General features: G+C 59.7%; 19 protein-coding genes and 3 tRNA genes. 5 read left to right on the top strand and 17 right to left on the bottom strand.

Going from position 1 to position 22,580, the window contains the following annotated elements; all coding sequences use genetic code 11:
* Window positions 1-18: 18 nt before the first annotated feature.
* Genes CAQU_RS05475 through CAQU_RS05465 form a run of 3 tightly spaced genes read right to left on the bottom strand, consistent with a single transcriptional unit; the run spans window position 19 to window position 2,907 of the window.
* Window positions 19-336: a hypothetical protein gene (locus CAQU_RS05475; RefSeq protein ID WP_075725927.1), complete on the bottom strand. Its 318-nt coding sequence runs from the start codon at window positions 334-336 to the stop codon at window positions 19-21.
* The gene (locus CAQU_RS05470) at window positions 333-1,508 is read right to left on the bottom strand and encodes a TRAFAC clade GTPase domain-containing protein (protein ID WP_075725926.1); all 1,176 of its coding nucleotides are present in this window, start codon (window positions 1,506-1,508) and stop codon (window positions 333-335) included. Before CAQU_RS05470 ends, CAQU_RS05475 begins: the two co-directional genes overlap by 4 nt.
* A 52-nt stretch (window positions 1,509-1,560) precedes the next feature.
* Window positions 1,561-2,907, bottom strand: coding sequence for an IS256 family transposase (locus CAQU_RS05465; protein ID WP_075724155.1), 1,347 nt, complete (start codon window positions 2,905-2,907; stop codon window positions 1,561-1,563).
* Window positions 2,908-3,195: 288 nt separating this feature from the next.
* Here CAQU_RS05465 and CAQU_RS05460 point away from each other — a divergent pair, with 288 nt between their 5' ends.
* Complete coding sequence (locus tag CAQU_RS05460) at window positions 3,196-4,410, top strand: IS1249 family transposase (RefSeq protein ID WP_075724299.1); 1,215 nt, start codon at window positions 3,196-3,198, stop codon at window positions 4,408-4,410.
* Between the two features lie 179 nt (window positions 4,411-4,589).
* Here the strand turns inward: CAQU_RS05460 and CAQU_RS05455 are convergent.
* The 6 genes from CAQU_RS05455 to gltX form a co-directional block, all read right to left on the bottom strand.
* Window positions 4,590-4,662 (bottom strand) — tRNA-Glu (locus tag CAQU_RS05455).
* Between the two features lie 61 nt (window positions 4,663-4,723).
* Window positions 4,724-5,275, bottom strand: a complete 552-nt coding sequence (locus CAQU_RS05450; protein WP_075725924.1) for a DJ-1/PfpI family protein — start codon at window positions 5,273-5,275, stop codon at window positions 4,724-4,726.
* Between the two features lie 96 nt (window positions 5,276-5,371).
* Complete coding sequence (locus CAQU_RS05445) at window positions 5,372-6,151, bottom strand: class I SAM-dependent methyltransferase (RefSeq protein ID WP_211276136.1); 780 nt, start codon at window positions 6,149-6,151, stop codon at window positions 5,372-5,374.
* A gap of 54 nt (window positions 6,152-6,205) precedes the next feature.
* Window positions 6,206-6,278: transfer RNA gene (locus CAQU_RS05440), tRNA-Glu, on the bottom strand.
* A 44-nt stretch (window positions 6,279-6,322) separates the two neighbouring features.
* Window positions 6,323-6,394 (bottom strand) — tRNA-Gln (locus CAQU_RS05435).
* 275 nt (window positions 6,395-6,669) lie between these two features.
* A complete protein-coding gene (gene gltX / locus CAQU_RS05430; protein WP_075725922.1) occupies window positions 6,670-8,148 on the bottom strand; it encodes a glutamate--tRNA ligase in 1,479 nt (492 codons plus the stop codon).
* 94 nt (window positions 8,149-8,242) lie between these two features.
* Between gltX and CAQU_RS05425 the strand changes: the two genes are divergently transcribed.
* Together CAQU_RS05425 and CAQU_RS05420 are read left to right on the top strand one after the other, a co-directional pair.
* Window positions 8,243-9,364: an isochorismate synthase gene (locus CAQU_RS05425; RefSeq protein ID WP_075725920.1), complete on the top strand. Its 1,122-nt coding sequence runs from the start codon at window positions 8,243-8,245 to the stop codon at window positions 9,362-9,364.
* A gap of 334 nt (window positions 9,365-9,698) precedes the next feature.
* On the top strand, window positions 9,699-10,463 hold the full coding sequence (locus CAQU_RS05420) for a hypothetical protein (RefSeq protein WP_075725918.1): 765 nt from the start codon (window positions 9,699-9,701) through the stop codon (window positions 10,461-10,463).
* Here the strand turns inward: CAQU_RS05420 and CAQU_RS05415 are convergent.
* The 4 genes from CAQU_RS05415 to CAQU_RS05400 all read right to left on the bottom strand — a co-directional run bounded on the left by CAQU_RS05415 (window position 10,460) and on the right by CAQU_RS05400 (window position 14,732).
* On the bottom strand, window positions 10,460-11,125 hold the full coding sequence (locus CAQU_RS05415; protein ID WP_075725916.1) for a hypothetical protein: 666 nt from the start codon (window positions 11,123-11,125) through the stop codon (window positions 10,460-10,462). The two genes, CAQU_RS05420 and CAQU_RS05415, sit on opposite strands and share 4 nt — an antisense overlap.
* A gap of 170 nt (window positions 11,126-11,295) precedes the next feature.
* Window positions 11,296-12,093, bottom strand: a complete 798-nt coding sequence (locus CAQU_RS05410) for a fumarylacetoacetate hydrolase family protein (RefSeq protein WP_075725913.1) — start codon at window positions 12,091-12,093, stop codon at window positions 11,296-11,298.
* A 95-nt stretch (window positions 12,094-12,188) separates the two neighbouring features.
* Window positions 12,189-12,854, bottom strand: a complete 666-nt coding sequence (locus tag CAQU_RS05405) for an exonuclease domain-containing protein (RefSeq protein ID WP_075725911.1) — start codon at window positions 12,852-12,854, stop codon at window positions 12,189-12,191.
* A gap of 21 nt (window positions 12,855-12,875) precedes the next feature.
* Window positions 12,876-14,732, bottom strand: coding sequence for a DUF294 nucleotidyltransferase-like domain-containing protein (locus CAQU_RS05400; RefSeq protein WP_075725909.1), 1,857 nt, complete (start codon window positions 14,730-14,732; stop codon window positions 12,876-12,878).
* Window positions 14,733-14,850: 118 nt separating this feature from the next.
* Between CAQU_RS05400 and CAQU_RS12620 the strand changes: the two genes are divergently transcribed.
* Window positions 14,851-16,050, top strand: coding sequence for an alpha/beta hydrolase-fold protein (locus CAQU_RS12620; RefSeq protein ID WP_169836028.1), 1,200 nt, complete (start codon window positions 14,851-14,853; stop codon window positions 16,048-16,050).
* Window positions 16,051-16,122: 72 nt separating this feature from the next.
* Here CAQU_RS12620 and CAQU_RS05390 read toward each other — a convergent pair whose 3' ends face one another.
* The 4 genes from CAQU_RS05390 to CAQU_RS05375 form a co-directional block, all read right to left on the bottom strand.
* Window positions 16,123-17,142 carry a 3-isopropylmalate dehydrogenase gene (locus CAQU_RS05390; protein ID WP_075725905.1) on the bottom strand — a complete coding sequence of 340 codons (1,020 nt, stop codon included), beginning with the start codon at window positions 17,140-17,142 and terminating at the stop codon, window positions 16,123-16,125.
* A gap of 365 nt (window positions 17,143-17,507) precedes the next feature.
* The gene (locus CAQU_RS05385) at window positions 17,508-17,999 is read right to left on the bottom strand and encodes a flavin reductase family protein (protein WP_084562816.1); all 492 of its coding nucleotides are present in this window, start codon (window positions 17,997-17,999) and stop codon (window positions 17,508-17,510) included.
* On the bottom strand, window positions 17,999-19,054 hold the full coding sequence (locus tag CAQU_RS05380; protein WP_075728422.1) for an acyl-CoA dehydrogenase family protein: 1,056 nt from the start codon (window positions 19,052-19,054) through the stop codon (window positions 17,999-18,001). The genes CAQU_RS05385 and CAQU_RS05380 overlap by 1 nt, the downstream gene beginning before the upstream one ends.
* A gap of 167 nt (window positions 19,055-19,221) precedes the next feature.
* The gene (locus CAQU_RS05375; RefSeq protein WP_075725903.1) at window positions 19,222-19,770 is read right to left on the bottom strand and encodes an OsmC family protein; all 549 of its coding nucleotides are present in this window, start codon (window positions 19,768-19,770) and stop codon (window positions 19,222-19,224) included.
* Window positions 19,771-20,300: 530 nt separating this feature from the next.
* On the opposite strand from CAQU_RS05375, the gene CAQU_RS05370 reads away from it, so the two are divergent.
* The gene (locus CAQU_RS05370) at window positions 20,301-22,577 is read left to right on the top strand and encodes a hypothetical protein (RefSeq protein ID WP_075725901.1); all 2,277 of its coding nucleotides are present in this window, start codon (window positions 20,301-20,303) and stop codon (window positions 22,575-22,577) included.
* The last annotated feature ends 3 nt before the right edge of the window (window positions 22,578-22,580 follow it).

The raw sequence follows: 22,580 nt of genomic DNA, 5'->3' as shown, positions 1-22,580 counted from the left end.
GCCCCGGGCTTATCGGACTCACTTATCCCACAGCTCGGCGTAGGAATCGGCAATCTTAGGCCATAAGGCATCAATTGCCTGCGTAGCAGATGAAAACTCCAAAGCCTGTTTCCCATAAATCACGCACTCGTGAGGAATAATCCGGCCAGCAGAATCACAGCGTCCAAGCGGATCATCGAATCGAACAGCAACAAAATCTTTGCCACTCAAGAAGTCTTGAGCCGTCGAAAACTGATTGAAAACTCGTTCGTATTCAATCAGCGGATCAGCAAATCCGCCATCACTGAGAAACTTAAAACCCCAGTTCAAGCCTCTTGTCGCCCACAAAAACCTCATGCGCCCTCATTAAGATAAATTCCCTCGTTTTCGGCTTCTTTCAACGAACGAGAAAAAGACCTCAACAACAAGCTCAACACAGTCTTCGCATCCTCCTCATCGTTGGCACGTGGTGCCTTGAACTTATCCACCACTTTGGCCGCCACCACCTGCACCGCATTGAACGCTTGTCCGGTAGCCAAAAGCTTCGCGCCGCGTCCCTTCGCAACAAACAGCACCCCCGCGAGTTCCGCAAACGCCTTCATCAGAGTTTTATCCTCAAGGAGGTGCACGAACTCAAAAGCTTGTCCCCTGATGTCCTCCCACCTGCGCTGGGCCTCGAGAACTCCCATACACGCCAAAGGAATCAAAACCTCAAGGCCCTTATGCTGCTCGACATCAATCGTCTCGGGAGTAAATTTCGCCGAAGACGTGATCAAAAATTGCTCCCCAATCGACAAAAAGTCAGGCTCGCTCACCAAACTCTTCAAAGTGGTCTTCAAAGACCCCAAACTCTCATGCGCATGAAGAGTCACCATGTCACGCAAATTTGTTGCCGTCATCTCGGGAAGCAAATCAGCTTTAGTCAAGGTAATAACCCAGACTCGAGGAAAGTGCTTCAGCCGACCGTGATCAGGAAGGTGCTGATCTTTCAGTCCCTCCAAAACTTCAGAAATCTGTCCGAAAAGGAAGGTCAAATATTTACCTTCATCTCCCTGATGCTCAAGCAGCTTCTGAGCGTCGATGGTTAACAGTGCAACATCAGATTGCAACAAATCGACAAAAGCTTGTTTACGACGCGATTCTTCCTCAGGACCCGATGGACTTTCGGTAAACCATTCCCCCGGGTAGTCATGCCACACCAACGTGACGGGCTTGAACCTGCCCGCTAGCTCCGCATCATCCAGCCGTGGCTTAAGTGCAAAGGAATAAGAGGTTTTCTTGAATTTCGTCGCCAAGGGGGCAGAATTTAGGTCCCGCATTCCCAAGTAATTCTGAAAAAGCTTTCCCCCCACTTGATTGTCCATGGCGTTGAGCTTGTAATCGGTGCCATCCGAAAAGTCTTTATTCCGCCCATATAGCGACGAAAGCAACACGGTTTTGCCACTTCCGCTTAAGCCAAAAACTGCCACGTGTTGCTCGTAGCGCTTCGGTTTCCTCTTAGCCACTTTGTCTGCATCGTTGTTGGTCATGATGTTGATTCTAGGTTGGAGTGTGTCAAGTTTTTTGTGTGTGAACTTCGGCTTACAGGTAAGGCTCGAACCGATCCGGGTAATGTGCTGACAGCTGATTGATGGCCGCAACCCACCCAGTCACACGCACCCCCTCAACAAACCGGCTCGTTCCCGCACGGGCACGCCCGGCCTTCTTTTTCGTTTTCTCCGCCTGCCGGTCCTCGATGTGGCAGATCATCAACCACAACGCCTTGACCGCGGCAGCATCATTAGGAAACTGCCCCCGATTCCTTGTCGCTTTACGCAACTGCGCATTCATCGACTCGATCGCATTCGTGGTGTAGACAACCTTCCTCGCCTGCGGCGGGAACTGCAAAAACGGTATGAAACGCTCCCACGCATCCCGCCAAGCCTTCACCGCCTGCGGATACTTCAGCCCCATGTCGCTGGCATCAAACTCGTCCAAAAACGCAAGCGCCTGCTCTGCCGTTGCAGCGGTGTAGATCTTCTTCAAAGCAGCCGCGACCGCGCTACGGTCCTTTGCCGCCACCCACCGCAGTGCGGTGCGGATCAGGTGCACCACACAGGTCTGCACCATCGCATCAGGCCAGGTGGCCTGCACCGCCTGTTCGAAACCTTTCAGCCCATCACAGCAGACGATGAACACATCTTTGACCCCACGGTTAGCCAACTCCGCACAGACCTGGGCCCAAAACGCCGCGCCCTCATTGTTTGCGATCCACAGCCCCAAGATCTGCCGGGTACCCTCCATGGTGATGCCGACCGCCATATAGCAGGCCTTGTTGACGACCCGGGCACCATCACGGATTTTGATGCGCAAAGCATCCAGGTAGATCACCGGGTAGAACTCCTCTAAGTCCCGGTGCTGCCAGGCAAGTACCTCATCTAGGACCTGGTCGGTGATCTGGGAGATCGTCTCATGCGACAAATCCACACCCAACGTGGTGGCCAGGTGGTGCTGGATGTCACGAAGGCTGGTGCCTGCGGCATACAGAGAGATGATCAGGTCGTCGACATCGGTGATCCTGCGGGCTCCTTTGGGCACCATCCGTGGGGTGAAGCTGCCGCTGCGATCCCTGGGCACGGTGATGTCGATAGGCCCGTACTGGGACTGGACGGTTTTGTTGTAGGAGCCGTTGCGGTGATTGTCGGCCGTGCCGTGGCGGGCTTTGCCTGTGCGGTCTCCTGCTTGGTAACCGAGGTGGGCGTCCATTTCGGCTTGCAGTGCGGTGTTGATCCCGGTCTGGATCATCGAACGCACCATGTCGTTGATGTCGGTTGATGATGTGGCGAACTCTTTGAGGATCTCGGCGAGTTCAGGGCTGGACATCAGTCGCTTCTCTAGTTGTTTAAGCCGGGCTTTGTCTTGCGGGTCGCGGGTGGTCATGGTGGTCATTGTGGAGCATCCTCCTCGATGGCTGGTGATTTAACACGTCACACACAAACCATCTGACACTCTCCTAGGTTGCCATGCCCACACAATAGGAGCTTTTCGTTCACAACAAGCAGGAAAAGGTGGCTACAAAGCGGGGTTCTAGGGCTATAGGACAAAAAGTGTGTCTGTAAGTACGTTTTTTTAGGTGCTGACCTGCGATAAAGGCGTTTTTCATCTCCTGACAAGGAGCTAAACCAGCCTCAGGTCAAATATCCCCGTTTTTCAAACAACATGTGGTATGCGGGGTAAATGCCAACATCACCTACTTGCCCCATCTGCCAATCACCCACAAAGAAAAACGGCTCAACCAGCAAAAACCGCCAACGATGGCGCTGCAAACACTGCGGACACTCCTTCACACAAACAAATACAGCCCACACACAACTCGTTCGCTTCACACTGTTTTTGTCCTGGGTCCAATCCACCCAATCACTGGCAGACTTCGCCCGCCACCACCAACTCAGCCGACGCACACTACAACGCTGGTTCGAACCTTTCTGGCTCATCCCCATCCCCACCCCCACAGGCGACAACAACTACGACGAACAAGTCTTTATCGACGCCACCTACTTCAACAAACAGCAATGCCTGCTCATCGCATCAACCACCAACAAAGTACTGACCTGGCACTGGTCGCACAGCGAAAACACCCGGGCATACCAACACCTCCTCCACCGAATCCAACGCCCCCGACTGATCACCACAGATGGGTGCAATGCCGCACTATCAGCAATCAACGACGTCTTCCCAAACGATCCAGCCACCCCACAAGCCCACACCCACATCCAACGCTGCCTGATCCACATCAAACGCAACGTCCAGCGATACGTCACAACACGCCCCCAATCCAACTGCGGCAAAGCCCTACGCGCCCTATCGCTAAAACTGCTGAAAGTCACCAACAACCAACAAGCAGCACAATGGGTCACTCTCTTTCACCAGGTCAGCAACCAATACCGCGACTGGCTGGATGAAAAAACCTACATCGACAGCTGCCCCAAAGTGCTTATCCCCAACAACAAAAGGAAAAACAAGCACTACTGGTACACCCACGACCGTGCACGCAGCGCCCACCGCATCCTGATGGAACAAACCCGGCGAAACCACCTGTTCGCCTTCATCGAACAATCCATCGCGGTCATCGGCACAGACACCGACAGCCCCGACACCATCTACGAGGCGATCTACCAATCCAGCACCAACAGCCTAGAAGGCGGCATCAACAGCCCCTTGAAAGCACTGCTGCACGCACACAGAGGACTACCCGCAGAACGCCAAAGAAAACTCTGCGAATGGTGGCTGCTAAGCAGAACGAAAAAGCCTGGCGACCTCATAGAAATCGCCAGGCAACACGACTTCGGGACTCACGAACTCGCCAAAGTTAAAACAGTCACCGAAGCACTAACCGACAGCAACCCCACTGGAGCTCCTGCCGAATACGACACCGGTATCGACACCGGCTAGACCCACTCTATAGGAATCCGAAAAGGCCAACCCCGCTAAAACCGGACACACTTTTTGTCCTATATCCACGACACGCCGTGCAGACACACATTTTGTCCTATAGCCCGGGTTCTACATCGAACGGCGCTAAGCATCAAAAAAAACTCCCGAAGTGAAACACTTCGGGAGTTTAGAATTTGTACCCCGTACGGGATTTGAACCCGTGTTACCGGCGTGAGAGGCCGGCGTCCTAGGCCGCTAGACGAACGGGGCGCGTTCCTTGCGGACTCGGGATACTTTATATGTGACGCTTATAGAAACACAAATTGCCTGGTTAACCGAGCAGTTTGAGGAAAGCCCCCATCCAAGGCCCGTTGTCATTCCAGGCGCGCGCGGTGACAAGATTATCGCTGACGACGCTGTCGCCATCCTCATACGTGGCGCCAGCACCAGTAACATCCGGGGAAATCATTCCGAACCCCGCACAGCTGCGCCCCTCAAGAATGCCCGCTTGAGCCAGAATCATCGGACCGTGGCAAGTCGCGGCGATCGGTTTTCCGGCCTCGTTGAACTCACGCACGACGCGCAGAACGTCCTTATCCAGGCGAAGATACTCCGGCGCGCGACCGCCGGGGATGATCAGTCCGGCATAGTCGCCAACGTTGACGTCCTTAATGGCGATATCTGCAGGCCAGGTGTGCCCCAGCTTTTCCGTGTAGGTATCGAAATCATCAGAAAAATCGTGAACGACAAGCTGGATCTTGCGGTCGGTGTGAAGTGCCGCGACGACAGGCTCATACCCGGCCTCACGCATACGCTCGTAGGGGTACAGAACCTCCAGCGTTTCGCCGCCATCTCCAGTGATGATCAAGACTTTGTCAGCCATGAAAACTCCTAACTTATGATGCAAGTCACCCTCATTGAAGCACGGGGAAACGTTAATCGCAGTTGTTTTCACAAAATTTTATGCAGTCTTTACCCATCACTTCGCCATCGCGTAAACCCGGAACCGCCGCTGCGTCACCTCAATGGGCTTCGGCGCCCGCTGCAGCTCCAGAAGCGTGCTGGCGTGGTCCGACACATTAAATCCCGGCACATCCCACGGAACGAGCGCTAGATAGGTGACCAGAGCTTCAACTGACGAAAAGCGCATGTACCCCTCCCAAGATTCTTGGCACGTAATGGTCAACCCCGCCTGCTCAAGCTGCTGGCAAAAGTTCTCAAGGCCCACTTCTGGATATTCATAGTCAGCACCAAACCACTGATGCAGCTCGGGAACGTCATGCCCATCCACCTGCTGAGTCATAAATTCGCCACCAGGGGCCAGCAAGCGTGCAATTTCTACGGCATCCAGGCTTTCGTGCCTGTTCATGATCACATCGAACGTTGAATCCCTAAAAGTGCTGGGTTGACGCGAGTCTGGATCGTAGGCTGCACATTCAACCCCAAAGGGTTTCAAGTTTGCGCGCGCAACCTTGACATTTGGCTCCCATCCTTCCGTGGCGGCAATATATGGCTTTCCAGCAGCCCGGGAAAGGGACTTGATGAGCGATATCAGTCGTTCTCCCCCACCGGTGCCAACATCGAGGACGGATGATGCCTGCTGCATCTTCGACAGGCAGTCAACCTCAAAGTCCCAAGGAAGCCCCTCCACTTCCAAAGACCGGTCAAGCACCGAGAAGTCCCACCCGACCATCTGGGTATCGCTATATATTTTCTCTAGGTTGTTGAGAAAGCCAGCTTCATCCATAGACTCATACATAGCAAAAATCCTCATCACGTTCGCGGCGAGACGATCGTGATGAGGAAATTTGAGTACCCCGTACGGGATTTGAACCCGTGTTACCGGCGTGAGAGGCCGGCGTCCTAGGCCGCTAGACGAACGGGGCTTTAGGACACAAAACTTCGAAGTATAAACTTTTCAGCTTTGCAGCTGCCCTACCTGGACTCGAACCAAGAATAAAGGAACCAGAAACCTTCGTGTTGCCAATTACACCATAGGGCATTATCGGTACAGTACGCTTTCCGCTTGGCGGGGCGCTCTGTGCGACGAGGAACAATATAACCATAAGCTCCGAGGCGTTGCAACTCTGCTGGTCATCGGGCACAAACCCTAAGCCCAAAGATAACAACGGTGGGATTTAGAAAATTGGCCCTCCCCCACGACAGCATCTCTTTGTCTAGGCACAGCAAAACCGGCAGCCCGACCGTGTTCAAGCACAGCCAAGCTGCCGGTACTGGAGGCGTTCACTTATTCAGCCGCCACCAACAAAGCTGCTTCTAGGCAGCCTCGAAGGGAGTCTTTTCCAAGGCTGCGCGCAGGCGGAACAAGGTGGATTCCTTACCCAGCAGTTCCATGGACTCGAACAGCGGCGGGGAGACCTGCATGCCGGAGATCGCAACGCGCAGCGCTCCATAAGCCTTGCGGGGCTTGAGCTCGAGTTCCTCAATCAGCTTGCTAGACAGGGCTGCCTCGATGTTTGCGGTGGTGAAGTCCTCAACACCTTCCAGCACTGCGATGGCCTCGGTCAGGGGCTGGACCGCATCTTCCTTGAGATTCTTGCGGGCAGACTTCTCATCAAGCTCCAGATCCGCATCAGCGGTGACAAGGAAACGCAGCAAGTCGTCAGCGTCTTCCAGCTTCTTGATGCGGGTCTGCACCAGCTCTGCGGCGAAAGCAAACTTGTCTGCGGGGTAGTCAGCCGGGAAGTTCTTGTACTCCTCCAGGTAGGTGCGCAGGCGCTTGGTGAAGTCTTCAAGCTCCAGCAGACGGATGTGGTCGGCGTTGATGGCCTCAAGCTTCTTCTGGTCAAAGCGAGCCGGGTTCTTCAACACATCTTCGACATCGAAGTTCTTCACGAGATCTTCCACGCTGAAGATGTCCTGATCCTTCGACAGTGACCAGCCCAGGAGTGCCAGGTAGTTCAGCATGCCCTCGGGGATGATGCCGGCATCGCGGTGGTTGAACAGGTTGGATTCCGGGTCACGCTTGGACAGCTTCTTGTTGCCCTCGCCCATCACGAACGGCAGGTGGCCGAACTGCGGGGTCTGCTTGGCGATACCGATGCGCTCCAGCGCTTCGTAGAGAGCCAGCTGGCGCGGGGTAGACGGGAGAAGATCCTCGCCACGCAGGACGTGAGTGACTCCCATCAGGGCGTCATCAACCGGGTTGACCAAGGTGTACAGCGGATCCCCGTTGGAGCGCGCAACCACGAAGTCCGGCTGGGTTTCAGCCTTGAATTCGATGTCGCCGCGCACCAGGTCGTGCCAGCTCCAGGTCTTGTTCGGCATACGCAGACGCCACACCGGCTTGCGGCCTTCGGCCTCAAAAGCTGCGATCTGCCCGTCGGTGAGGTCACGATCGAAGTTGTCGTAGCCGAGCTTCGGGTCGCGGCCAGCAGCCTTGTGGCGAGCCTCGACTTCTTCTGCGGTGGAGTACGCCGGGTAGATATCGCCGGACTCCTTGAGCTTGGCAAGAACGTCCTGGTAGATGTCGGCACGCTGCGACTGGCGGTACGGGGCGTCCGGGCCACCCACATCGATACCTTCGTCCCATTCCATACCGAGCCACTTCAAAGACTCGATGATGGCCTGGTAGGACTCTTCCGAGTCACGGGCAGCATCGGTATCTTCGATGCGGAAAATCAGCTTGCCGCCAGTGTGGCGGGCGTATGCCCAGTTAAAAAGGGCGGTGCGAACCATACCGACGTGAGGGGTGCCGGTGGGTGAGGGACAAAAACGTACGCGAACATCAGACATAGTCCCCAAGCATACCCAGGCAAACTTCGTTGCCAGTCGCCAGTGCACTTTTCGCACCCGGCCAGCAGCCCTAGACCTGATAAACTGCCCCACCATGTTTGCCTCTCGCCCGGCTTCCGCCCCGGATTTCCTCCTCTCCCGCCCGCACGGCTCCGTGCGAACCCAGGGCAGCATGGAGACTTTCACGGACCCCGAAGATGCAATCACGGCACTGCGGGACAACAGGGTCGAGATGGTGGTGGGTGCACTTCCCTTTGCTATCGGTGGCGATGTCGCGCTGACTGTGCCGGAGAAAATCATCCGCGAAGACGGCCCCCTAGAACCGCATGCCTATTACCGACTCGGCCCAGGAGCTCAGCTCCATGCCCGCCTCACCGGGGTGGAGCCCAGCCGTGAAGAACACATCGCCAGGGTGCAGGCAGCAATCAACACCATTGAGCGCACCTGCTTGGAAAAGGTCGTTCTTGCCCGGCGCGTCGATATTGGTTTCGATGAGCCGACTGATCCTTTGTTGGTGGCTGCTCGTTTGATTGATGGGTCGCCGACGAACAATGGGTTTATTGCGGATCTTTCCCCTGCTGGTGGTGGCACGTTGGTGGGTTCGTCGCCGGAGGTGTTGATCAAGAAGCAGGGGTCGACGATTTCGGCGTATCCGTTGGCTGGCAGTGTTCCGCGTGGTGGGGACAAGGTTGAGGACGAGTTGCGTGGGCGTTCGTTGTTGGAGTCGTCGAAGGATGCGTTGGAGCATCAGTTTGTGGTTGATGCGTTGCGTGGGCATTTGGAGCCGTTGTGTTCTCAGTTGTCGATTCCTTCGCGTCCTGAGTTGATGCGGACGCGTGAGATGTGGCATTTGGCGACGCCGATTACTGGCCAGTTGAAGGATTCTGGGGTTTCGGCGTTGGAGTTGGCGTTGGTGGTGCATCCGACGCCGGCGATTTGTGGTACGCCGACGGAGGCGGCTGCTGCGTTGATTGAGACTGCGGAGGATCCGCGGGGGTTTTATGCGGGCGCGGTGGGGTGGTCGGATGCTAGCGGTGATGGTGAGTTCATGGTTGCGATTCGGTGCGCTGAGGTTGCTGCGGATTGTTTGTCGGCGCGTGCGTGGGCGGGTGGTGGAATTGTGGCTGATTCTGTGCCGGTGGATGAGTTTGATGAGACGACGGCGAAGTTGGGTACGTTGTTGCGTGCTTTGGGGATTTCTGCTTCGGCTGGGTAGTTCTTTTCTGCGGTGTTGTCGACGTGTGGGGTGGGTTTTTTAAGCCCCCACCACTGGTTGTGATGAGAAACACAGCGCTTCTTTATTGCTGGTCAGGGAGTTTTCCTGGCCTGTTGGCTGGGGAGGGGAGTCGGAGGGAAAGGTGATCGGATCCGGAGGGGCGTGGGGAAGATGCGGAGGGAACCGTGGTCGGATCCGTAGGGAAAATGGGGGCGGCACTGTGGTGGTTTGTTTGCCCTGGTAGTCCTTGCGCCAGGCTGGGAAGGCTTCTTTGATGGTGGCAGTGGCAGCACTTGCTGTTGCTCCCCTTTTTTGAGTCAAGGAGTTTTTCTAAATGTCTGAGCAGAAGTTTTCGATCGCATCGTGGTGGGGTTGCGTGGTTTCTCGTTCGGCTGTCTTGTTGGGTGCCTGCGAGGATCAGTTGGAGAACAGGCGGGTGTTTTATACCGATGCTGAAAGCGGTGTCACTTTTGAGTTGTGGGCGTTGTTCTATGGCGAGCCGGCGGTGCGTTTGGTGGCGGTGATTTTCCGCACGGACGATGTGGACGAGTGCATGTCGGTGGAGCAGGTGCTGGTGTATCTCGGCTTGAATCCGGGTTCGGGTGGCATGACGGATCGGTTTGATGGCACTCAAAAGCGTGTGGCTTCTTTGGTGCACAGCGAGTCGTTGAATGAGTCTTTCCGCGACGTGTTGGAGGACTTTCGCGCCGTTGTGTTGCTCAACAACTATGTTTTTGTGGACGGCAGGGCGAGTTCTTTCGGTGTGCGGGCGTTGCTGGCCCATGTTGAGCAGTCGGATATCGCACTATCTGCGGGATTGTGCGAAATGGTGCGTGAGTGTCTGGGAGGGTCGATCGGCACCGTGCTGTGTGCCTATGGCTCGGTGTTGCCTTTGTCGAGCAGCCATGAGGGGTTTCGATGCGTGCTGGAGGCGAACCTGCGGGCGCTTGCTGGTGAAAGTGATGCCACGGTTTTTGTGCGGTGTGCATCTTCCAAGCAGATGTCTTCGCGGTTGTCGGCCCGGAGTATGTCACCGCGTGCAGGGAATTACTTCGCACACGAGCTGCACGTGTTTTCTCCGTTGTCGGCTGATTTTTAGGCGCGCGGCAGTGCGGAGCGCTTGATGTAGACCACGACGAGAGCTGCCAGGCTGATGAGGGCTAGGATCCCCAGTTGTGCGAAGGCGGTTGTCCATTCGGGTGTGAGTTCGAAGGGCGGGATGAGGCGCAGCCAGTGGGGGCTGGCTTTGCCGGATTCGATGAGGATGTTGTCGAGTTGGCCGCGGGCGACGGTGATGATGAGAAGCACGACGCATAGTGGCAGCCCGATGAGCCGGTAGCGTTTTTCGGTTTTCGCGGCGGTCACCACGATGACGAAGGCGAGGCAGACGTAGACGATGCCGTAGGCGATGAGTTCTACGCAGTGGGCGATGGGATGGTTTCCTCCGCCGTTGTCGAGCAGCATGTAGGCGATGGGGCTGATAGCTGCGATCACGCCGAGGGTTGCGGCGAGGAATACGAGAACTACGGCTTCGAATTGTTGGCCGAGCAGCCAGGATCGTCCGGCGCCGCCGCTGCGGTAGGAGAAGATGGCAACGCAGCCGAGTGCGGAAAATGCTGTGGCCACCGATAGTGGGATGTGGATGCTCAGGTCGAAGTTGTGGTCGAGTCCCCAGACCAGGCAGAGGGCGGAGAAGATCGCTGCCTGGGTGATGGCGAGTGATCGGTAGATGGGTTGTAGCTCTGGGTCTTGCAGGAACACCGCGGGGCCCTTTCCGTTGTGGGGTCTCAAGGGCACACTATAGTTGGCGACCCCCACGGTTTTCTGATGGTGCGGGTGTACCCGCGGTTGTTTGGCTGGCTTGGCGGTGTGTGGGGATAGAGGAGACCCCCAGCATCGGTGGTGATGCTGGGGGCCGGTTGGGTGGGGTGTTAGGCGGCTTCCACGGGGTTTCCGAGGCGGCCGATGCCGGGGATTTCGATTTCGATGTAGTCACCGGGGCTCATCGGGGCGGTGCCTGCGGGGGAGCCGGTGCAGATGATGTCGCCGGGCAGCAGGGTCATGGAGGCGGTGATGAACTCGATGATTTCGCCGAGGTTCATGATCATCTGGTTGGAGTTGGAGTCCTGCTTGGTTTCGGTGACACCGTCGTGGGTGAGGTGTGCCTTGATGGGCAGGTTGGTGACGTCGATGGCGTCAAGGTCGGTTTCGATCCAGGGGCCGAGCGGGGCGAAGGTGTCGATGCCTTTGGCGCGTGCCCACTGGCCGTCGGCGAACTGCAGGTCGCGGGAGGAGACGTCGTTGATGATGGTGTATCCGCGCACCACGCTGCGCCAGTCGTCGGCCTTGACGTTTTTGCAGGGGCGGCCGATAACGAGTGCGAGTTCGCCTTCGAATTCGACTTTGGTGGCGAATTCGGGGATCTTGATGGCTGCACCGGGGCCGACGACTGCCGTCGGGGGCTTGAGGAACAGGGTCGGGGGCAGGGATTCTGCGCTCTTTTTAAAGACCTCTGCAACGTGGTCGGCGTAGTTGCGGCCGATGGCGACGATCTTCGAGGGAAGCATCGGGGCCAGGAGTTTGACGTCACTCAAGGGGTATTCTTTGCCGGTGTATTCGGGGTCGGCAAAGGGGTGGCCGTTGATGGCCTTGGCGATGGCTTGTTCGCCGTCGCCCTCGATGACGCAGAAGGTCATTCCTTCGGGGGTTGCAATTCGTCCAAAACGCATGTGGCATAGCCTACAAAAATTTTGCTCTAGATGTGGGATTTTTGCCCCCACAAAACTAGCCCCACTTTGTACCTGGCGCTTCTTGCTGGGGGTAACTAGATGAGAAGGGGTTTGAGGGTGGTGGCTTTCCCGTGGGCCACCAGCGCGAGGTAGAGCTCGGCGCAGGCGAGCGCGTCGGTGAGCGCGTTGTGGCTGCGGTAGTGCGGCAGCCCGTAGCGGGACCGCACTCGGGGTAGCCGTAGGTCTTCACCCCGCGGGTAGGTGAACATGCGTTCCATGTGGCGGCGTTCGAGGGCGAAGGTGTCGACGATGGGCACGTCGAGTCCGGCCCCGTAGTGCTGTTTGAGTGCGTGGGAGAGAAAACCTTTTTCCATGGCTGCGTAGTGCACGAGCATGGCGCGGCCGCGCAGGGCAGCGAGGAAGGCGTCGAGCGCTTGCTGGGGGCTGTGTCCGGCGGCGAGTGCGTCGTCGGTGAGTCCGTGGATGGTGGCGGAGTGTCCGACGCTGGTGTCGCGGGTGTCGGGGTTGTCGATGATGACGTGTCCGGCGCTGCCGGCGTCAATGCTGAGCCCGTTGAGAGCCACCCATCCGATGGACAGGAGGTGGTCTTTGCCGGGTTCGAGTCCGGTGGTTTCGACGTCGACGGCGAGTAGCGGCGCTTGGGTTAGGGGCGTGTTTTTGTCTGGTGCGGCGACCGCGTAGAAGTCTTTGAGCGCCCCGGTGGCTGTCGCTGTTTTTCGTGCTTTTCCAAAGCCAAACATGGTGTGGTACTCCCCTGGTTCCTAGATGGTGCGGATGGGGAATTTGGTGGCCAGTGCGTTTTGCATGGATTTGATGATTTGGAAGGCGTCGCGCAAGTGTTCGCGGTCCATCTTGTTTAGCGCTTTGGGGTCGATGTTGTAGTCGGGGTCGTGGCCGGTGCGGAGCTGTTGGGCTTGGTGGCGCAGGGAGATGGTGGTGAGGAAGTCGAAGGCGTCGACGAGGTCTTGGCCGCCGCGTTCGGACACCGGCCCGTTGCCGGCGGCTGCGAGCAGTCGGTCGCGGGTGGGCAGCACTTCTGCGCCGACGGCGAGGCTGAACAGGCGGGCCATTTGCACGATGGCGGCAGTACCGCCCTTTTTGACGTTGAGGGTGTGGGCGTAGTCGCCGGAGCGTTCGACGACCAGGCCGCGGAAGAAGCCCAGCGGGGGTTCGCGGCGCGCCGCCAGCGCTGCGAGGTGGGCGTGGAAGCGGGGGGCGTTTTTCGCTTGAGAAACGGCGTGGGCGTGCACGTTGGCGCCCAGGTCGAGTTCGCCGGCGATGGCCCGCATGTCGAAAAAGACCTGGGCGGCCAGTAGTGCTTCTGGTTCGGGGGCGGTGATCCAGTGGTTGAAGGTGGTCTGCCAGGTGTGTTCTGTCATGCGCCATTGGGGGTTTTTGGCCATCATGTCGCCGGGGCAGAGCACTTGGCCGGCGTCGTGTAAGCCATCGCAGACGAAGGTGGATAGTTTCTCGAAGTAGTCGCCGTGGGCGGCTTCGTCGTAGGAGTTGTCGAGGATGAGGGCGTTGTCTTGGTCGCTGGCAAGCCCCATGCCGCGGCGGCCTTGGGAGCCGAGCACGACGAAGGCGTAGGGCACCGGTGGTGGGCCGAGGCGCTGTTCGCCGAGGGTGAGCAGGCGGCGGGCGAGCGCGTCGGCGGAGACGGTGAGCAGCCCGGTGATGTCTTCGGCGCTGGCGCCGCGGTCGATGAAGCGGACGGCGACGTCGCCGGCGGATGAGTAGACGTCTTTGAGTTCTTCCGGGGTGCTGCGCCGCGATAGGTCGGCGGTGACGTAGATCGGGTCGTGGCGGAGCAGCCGCATGATGTCGGCGCTGGCGATGATGCCGGCCAGTGCGCCGTTGTCGACGACGGGCAGGTGGTGGATGCCTAGTTCGGCCATAATCAGCATGGCTTCAAAGGCGAGGGTGTCACTGGTCGCGGTGCGCGGGTCGGGGGTCATGATCGCGGTGACCGGCTGGGTGACGTCCATGTTGTCGGCGACTACTCGGTTGCGCATGTCGCGGTCGGTGAGGATGCCAAGAAATTTCTCCCCGTCGACAACCAGCAGGGAGGACACGGTTTTCTCCCGCATGACTTGCGCTGCGTGCTGGATGGTCATCTCCGGGGTGCAGGTGGCCGGTTCGGAGATCATGAACTCCCCCAGCCTGGTGCGCAAAACATCGTTGGAGGATTCTTGGCGCAGGTGATCGGCGGCGGCGCGGATGCGGGCCGATTGGGAGGAAAAGAAACGCACGAAGTCGTCGAATTGTTCGGACAAGTCCTGAATCTTTTCCCGGGGCACCGCCATGAGCAGGCTGTCTTCGACGGCGATCATGTCGTAGCGCGAGAGGTTTTCGCCCTTGATGGTGGAATACCCGAAGCAGCGCCCGGCGTCGCGTCGGTCAAGCAACACACCTTCGTCGTCGACGATGTCGACGGCCCCGGAGCGGATGACGTAGAGATCATTGCCGGAAGACTCGCGGGCGATGATGGTGGTGCCCCGGCGCGCGTAGGTGAGTTCGACGCTGGTGGCGATGTCGTCGAGGTGTTCGTTGGGCAGGTGGGAGAAGGGTTCGATGCCGGCGAGAAAGTCGCGTACTTCTTCGATCTCTACGTTCATGCCCCACACTTTATCGTGTGGCCTGGAACATATTTGGGTTTTAGAGTTATGCCTTTCACATATCCCCCATCGTTTTGCGGCATTAAGCAGTCAGGTGAGGGTTGGCTACACTGGCGTCATGTCTTCTTCGCTCAGCCCAGTGGAGCCGGGAACTCGCCCGGTGCCGATTCCGGATTATCGGGTGCCGTGGCGCGCCGATGTGCTCGCCGTCGCCCAGGAGGTCGCGTCCCGGGGTCTGTGTGCTCGTGTGGTGAGACGTGGCGATGAGTGGGTGTTGGTGGCTGCGGTGCGGGGTGTGGAGGTGCCGCGGGGGTGTCGTCTTTTTCTGGAGGCCGGTGGGGTGACGGATCGTTCGCGTCTGGCGGCCGGGTGTTTGGAGCGGGTGCCGTCGACGGATTGTTATGGCTGTGCGGTTCGTGTGCCGTGTGGCTGGGTCGGTGGGGTTCGCTTGCTGCCGATCCCGGAGCCTGCGGTGGTTCCGGAAGGTGCCGCGCAGCGGCAGTGGTGGCTTAAGGTGTGCCGCCAGGGTGAACAGTTGGGGTTGCGCCCGAAAGGGCCGTCGATCTGTTCCACCAAGGGCACGGTGACGGTCATGGGTGCACACATTGCCGCACCTTGGTGTGGTGATGCTCGAACCAACTCGGTGTCCTCCCCTGGCGTGATTGACGTCGTGCGCTGCCAGGCTGGCGATGGCGCTGGCGCTGTCGCTGGGGTGGGCTTGGTGCTGTTTGATGGGGCCGCGCTGCGCGCCGCTGATATCAACCGGTTGGCGTGCGCTGCGGGGATCTCGTATGTCGCGATGGTGAATCACGCCGCCGATTTTCAGGGGCGAGCAACGGAGCTGTTAGGCGATGTTGGGCTGCTAGACGAGATCGCGGAGGCGCTGCGCGCGCTAAACCCCGCCATCTCATGGGTTGCTGCGGGATCCTCGTTTGGCGGGGTGGCGGCTGCCCGCCTCATCGCCCGGCACCCCGATCTTTTCCAAGGCGCGGTCTGCGCGTCCACCCCGTGGGGTCGCCTACTGCTGCCTGATGCTGCGGGTACTCCCCCGCCGGAACGGATGCCCTGGCTGCGGGCTGTCCGCGGCGAGTTGGAATGGCTGTTTCCCGCCGCCGCACAGACGGCGGCTTTAGGCAGGTGTGCACTGCGCGGGATCACCACCAGGGATGAGTCTTTTCCCGGCGGACACGACGTGGCGTGGTGGCGCGAAGTGCTGATCGCCGCCGCGATTGTAGGAGCAGACGTGCCATTGCCTAAGGCGCTTGAACAACTCGCCGCCAAAGTCGCGAACAAGCAGGCAGCCGCGCAACAACTATAAAGCGCTTGGGCCCACGACACAGCGGGCGCCCAACGACAGGGCGCCCGCTGCTCAGCTCCAGGTCTTGTCTATCTAGCCACGGAGCTTAGCGACGATACGGTCGCCTACTTCAGTGGTCTTGATCGGAGCGTCGCCGCGCTCAGAAACATCGTCTGCGACTGCCTTCTCAATGGCCACGGCATTGTCCTCATCGCCCAGGTGGCGCAGCATCATGGCGGCGGACAGGATGGCGGCGGTGGGATCCGCAATGCCTTGGCCCGCGATATCCGGGGCGGAGCCGTGCACCGGCTCAAACATGGAGGGATTCGCGCCCGTGGCGTCGATGTTGCCGCTGGCAGCCAAACCAATGCCACCGGTGACCGCACCGGCCAGGTCGGTGAGGATGTCGCCGAAGAGATTGTCGGTGACGATCACGTCGTAGCGCGCCGGGTCGGTGACCATGTAGATGGTGGCGGCGTCGATGTGGTTGTAGTCGACGGCGACCTCTGGGTATTCCTTCGCGACCTCGTCGACGGTGCGCTGCCAGAGGGAGCCGGCGTTGACGAGCACGTTTGTTTTGTGGACCAGGGTGAGCTTTTTGCGGCGGTTGTTGGCGCGTTCGAAGGCGTCGCGGACGACGCGTTCGACGCCGTAGCGGGTGTTTTGGGAGACCTCGGAGGCGACCTCGTGGGGGGTGCCTTCGCGCAGGGTGCCGCCATTGCCGCAGTAAAGGCCCTCAGTACCCTCACGCACGACGACGAAGTCGATGTCGCCGGGGTGTGCCAGGGGGCTGGTGGAGGTCGGGTACAGCTTGGAGGGGCGCAGGTTGACGTGGTGATCCAGGGCGAAGCGCATTTTCAGCAGCAGGCCACGTTCCAGGATGCCGGGGGGCACGCTGCCGGGTGCACCGATGGCGCCGAGCAGGATGGCGTCGTGTTCGCGCAGGGAGGCCAGATCCTCGTCGGTGAGCAGTTCGCCGTTTTTGAGGTAGCGGCGGGCGCCGAGATCGTATTCGGTGGTTTCGATGTCGTCGCGAACCGCGTGGAGAACTTTGAGGGCTTCGGCGGTGACCTCGGGGCCGATGCCGTCGCCACCAATCACAGCGAGTTTCATTCAGTGGACTCCTTTTCCCATTGGATAAGACAGTTTGCAGTCTAGCAATATGTGGGGCCCACGGTGCCACCCACACCCCCACTACTGGCAAACACCCCGTCACCATCTTGCTTCTATGCTGGGAGAACTCCTCAGCCGGCACACCCCCTCTTGTCCACCCAACCTGCCCCTTTCACCCCCAAATAAGCAAAGATGCCACCGCCCCTTAATGTCATTGACCTTGTTTCAAGGGGGCAACGGACAATAAGAGGCAGTGGCTTACCGAGGCCTACCGAGTCTTACCGAGGCTTACCGTGGCTTACCGTGACACACGGTTGCTCACGGTTGCTCACATTAGCTGGCAATAAAGCGCAGAAAGCTGTGGGTTAGCTCAGGCGGCCCTGGTGATAGTGCAGGGGTTCGCGGGTGACATCGACGCCGCAGTCTTCGACCAGGATGGTCACGATGGTGTGATCCCCGCCTTGGGCCCAGTCGGCGACGGTGCCGACGAAGTAGGCGGCTGCTTGTTCAAGCACCGGCACATCGGCCGGCCCTTCCCGACGGATGGGCACCCCTGCGAAGCGGTCGTCGACGTGGCGGGCAAATTGCACCGCGTGTTCGAGTTGCACATCGGATAGCACGCTCACGGCGATGGGTTTGCCGGGTGCCAGATGCGGCAAGGTGTGGGAGGTGGATTCGATGGAGACCATCACCATGGCCGGCTCAAGCGACAGCGACGCAAAGGCGCTGATGGTCATGCCGTAGTCGACCCCGTTGGCGCGGGTGGTCACGACGGTGACGCCGCTGGGGAACATTCCGGCTGCGCTGCGCAGCTGGGCTGAAGTCACTTCTTCTCGCATCGTCACGGGAGTCGACATTACACGTCCTCCTTTTCCAGTTGGGCGAGCTCCCAGCGCAGTTGCGCTTCGGAGGGGGATTGCACGGGGATGAAGGCCGCTTCGCGGAAGCGGCGGGAGGCCGGGGTGGACTTGGCGTATCCGGCGCCACCGGCGACACGGATTTCAATGTTGGCGGCTTCGACGGCCAGCTGTGCGGCATCCAGACGCAGGTTCAGGAGCTGTTTTTTCGTCGCCTGCGCTGCGCTGGCAAGGTTTTCCTGGCGCTGAATCAGTTCCGCAAGGCGCTGATCGATCTCGTCGAGCTGCGCTTCGAAGGTGGCGTTGACGCCGACCAGGCGGGGACGGGCGTTTTCGGCGCAGGCCCGGGCAAGGCCCAGGCATTCGCTGGTTTGCAGCACCACGAAGGTGCGTTTGACGGCGGCAACGAAAGCTGCAAAGTCGCGGGAGATGACCTGCTCGTTGCTGATTGCCACGTCGGCAAATTCCACCGAGGTCGAGGCGGTGTTGTTCATGCCGAGCAGCGCGAAGGGCTTGCCCACTGTCACCCCACAGGTGTCCGCATCCAGGGCAAATACCAACGGGTTGCCGTCCTGGTCTTTGGCAGCGGTGACGATGATGGCGTCTTCATACAGGTTGGATGCCCAGGAGAGCCGACCGTTGATCACAAACCCATCGGCGGTAGCCGTTGCTTGAAGTTCGATATCGCCGCAGCCCGCGGCATATTTGAAGGCGGCGGCCATGCCGGTCACCCCGGGACGCACCCCGCGCACCAGCTCGTCGGCCAGGGCCGCCAGGGCAGGCGTTGCCCCCTTGCGGATATAAGTCAGGGCCATCACGTGGGCCCAGGTGCTAAAAGCGACCGAGAGATCCTTGTGGGCGATCTCCCGAACAAGGCGCGCGGTATCTAGCAGGGTGTGCTCGTGGGAGAAATATCCCGCCTGTGCCAGCAGCGGCAGAATGTATCGGCCCGAGGTTTCTCCACTATCAACGCTGTGGGCGCGGGAGCTAATTTCTTCGGAAAGCTGCGGCGACAAGACAAGCTCTGTGGTGGGGTGGGTGGCAACGGCAGTCATTTTCGAGTTGGCCTTTTCGATTTTTTTCGGTGCGTGTGCGTGAGAAAAGTTGTGAGGTGGCAGGTATGCCAAAGGGGCCTTCCCACAGATGTGTACAAGGGGAAAGCCCCTGGGTGTTGCCGCAGGCGTTAGAAGAAGGTGCGGCAACAGCTAATACTGGGTCCTGACTACTTCAGGGTGGAGGTCAGGTTCGCCGGGCGGGTGTAGGTGTTGACCACCGGGGACCAGGTGATGGCGTCGTCGTGGATCTTTTGCAGGGTTTCGCGATCGGCGTCGCCCTCCAGCTCGATGGAGACGCGCACGTCGGACACACCCGGGCGCTTGTGCTCACCCAGATCGCCCACGCCCCAGGTCGGGGAGACATCGATGTCGGATTCGATGTCGATGGCGATCCTGGTCAGGGTGACGCCGCGCTTGGTGGCGATGGCCTGGATGCCGACGGAGATGCAGGAAGCCAGGGCGGCCTGGGCGATCTCGGTGGGGTTACCGGCGGTGTCGTCACCCAACAGTGCCGGGGGCTCTGCGACGAGCACCGGCTCCAGGTCGCGAATCTGGGTGTAGTTACGGAACTTGCCGTCGGCCTCGGTGTGTGTGCGGATAACCTTGCGGCCACCTTCGGGGTTTTCGACGTTCTTGGCTGCCAGTGCGTTGAGCTTGTCGGCGTCGATGGGCTCCAGCGGCTGGCCGGCTTCGTGGTTGGGGGTGAGCTGAGACATGATTTTTTCCTTTTCGCTGTTGTGCAACCTTGCCCGCGCACCCCATGAGGGGGCGGGCAAGCAGATGATCGTGTTTAGGGATGACGCAAGACGGGGCAGCGTGTGCTGGGGCGTCTCGCTTCCGCGTGACACTCACCCTACACACACCTAGACCAAACTGTCTAGTTAATTTCAAAATTTTCTAGACCTAGCTGTCTAGAAGGGGCGCAATCCCCACCCCGATAGCCACGCAGAAATCCTCACTAGCTGCACTTATGACCCCCTCGAGCATCCAAGAAAATCCCACCCCAAAAAAACAACAATCACCCCACGCGCCATCCCACCACCACCCCAAAAACAGCGCCCGCACACCCGCACCACAACCCCTAACCAGACCAATTGGTCTAGCACTTTCGTCTTCCCACTGGCTGAGCCCACCAAACCTCCCAACCACCACAACCGCACACCCATTCGACAAACCCCCAAAGCACACACCCACCGGCTCCTAAACTCCGAATCAAGAAAACACCACACCACCGCCAGGACACACCATGCACACCACCGCCAACACGCCACCGACCAGCCCACTCGGCGTCCCCCACAACCCACAACAACTCGGCACCCTCGCCCAACAACGCGCCCGCCACCTCCACCAACGCCCCCGCACCCACAGCACCGGCACCCGCACCGCCTACGACCCCCACGCCAGTGGCGCCGAACCACCTGACCACAACGACATCCTGAACTACTTCCAACGCCTCCCCCTTGTCGAACGCCCCTACATCGCAGCACTACTACACATCGACCAATTCCGCGACAACCCCCACGACTTCATCACCGCAACCATCACCACAGCCGCCACAACCCCCGCTTGGCTTCGCCGCGCGCTCGACATCGCCCAATGGCGCGGCTTCATCCACTACGGACCCAGCACCAACCCCGAACACTTCCGCTACGCACACCCCACCGCCATCGAACCCCTGATGAGCGCCGCGGGGATCTTCGCGCCCTTCCTCCGCGACCTGGACCAACAACTACGCCACATCGCCGACTACGCCAACCACCAAGCCGACCACGGCAACCCCACCGAACTGCGCGCCACCCTCGCCATGTACACCCAAGTACTCGACTCCGTGGTCCACCCCCAACGCTACGCCCAACAGCTACTACCCCACTGCCCACTCACCCGCCCCATCAACAGCCCCGGCCGGTGGGAAATCCTCTGGCAAGACGCCGACGACAACATCGCCGACACCATGCACGCAACCCTGCCCCTTATCAGCGCCTTCCGCCAACCCGGCTGGCTGTGGGCCCCACCGCAGCCATATGCCAAGATCCGCACCACAGACATCGAAACCCTCGCCACCAGCTGCGGCGCCTACCAGGAACTGATCGACCTGCGTGCACACGGCCCAGAACTCTACGACCATGCCCACCGCGCATTCACCGAGGACGCCCTGACAATCATCACCCACACCATCTGCCACTACGGCGGCCTCCTGCCGCCCAGCGAACAGCACCTCCACCGCGCCCGGCTGCTCATCCACAGCCGCATCAACCAACTCAGCCTCACCCACATCCACAAAGCCATCCACCTCGCAATCGTGTGGTCCCTGGCCCAACACCACCAACACCTGCCCCGCGCCATCGCCGAACACATCTGCCAAGCCATGGACCACACCCGCGACAGCTGGACACAAACCACCACACCACCGACCACCCACACCCACACCCGCACCCACAGCCACCTCGACCTCATCCCCACCCAATCGCAGACCGCCCAAGCCACACCCCCACCAGAAAACGCGCTTTTGGCCCCCTCACCCGGCAGCATCGACCACGTGCTCACCTGCCTCGAACACACCCTGGCCACCGTCGACCACCCAAACATCATCCCCTTCACCGCCGAGAAAATCTGGGCCAGCAACCTCGACAGCTGGTACGACAACTACATCGCCGACACCGGCCCCCTCGCCAGCCCCCTCACCCAAGAATTCTTCCGACTCATCACCGGCAGCACCGCCGACGACACCCCCTTCGGACGCATCACCGCCACTGTGTTGCCCGAGCACCCCCAGCCCCAGCCACCACCCAACCCCACCACAGCCACCACCGACATCGCCGCCGCCTTCGCCGCACTCTACACAGCAGTCGACCACATCGACCCAGCCCCCACCATCTTCCCCGTCGACGACACCCAACCCCACGACCCCACAGACCCCCACGTGGACGTCATCGCGCACTGCCACCACGCACGCACCACCCGCGCCACACAACTTTCCGACGCCCGCGCCACCAACCACAAAAAAGACAGCCGCACCGCCAAAACCATCCTCAGCGCCCTCAGCAGCATCGCCAGCAACCACACCCCCACCGAATGGAAAAACGCCGCCGAAGACATCTACGGCAGCAACACAAACACCCCAGCCCCACCCACCAACAACCCCATCACACCCGAAACACACAGCCTCACCACCCGCACAACACGTCGCGCAGCCCACCTCTACCGCTTCATCCTCAACGCCACCCGCAACCACCAGCAACCACACCTGCGCGACGACCCCGACACCATCATCCGCATCCTCGCCCACGGACTCGCCCTCAGCAGCGAAAACGATGGCACCTACATCGCAGCAACGATCCTCAACCACCTCCGCGGGCACCTCCTCCCCCTCCCCACACACCACCCCACCCGCTACGGCTTCGGCGACCACCTCCCCCCAACCCCCACCGGCAGCACCCCCACCCCACCACCGGCCACCAACCCCAACACCACCAACAGCACCCGCTTTTTCGACCACAACACCATCACCTACAACCCCGCTTAAGGA

The sequence above is a fragment of the Corynebacterium aquilae DSM 44791 genome (assembly GCF_001941445.1).
Classification (GTDB): Bacteria; Actinomycetota; Actinomycetes; order Mycobacteriales; family Mycobacteriaceae; genus Corynebacterium; species Corynebacterium aquilae.
Note: the sequence above shows the minus strand (reverse complement) of the source record. Positions and strands in the feature narration are given on the sequence as shown.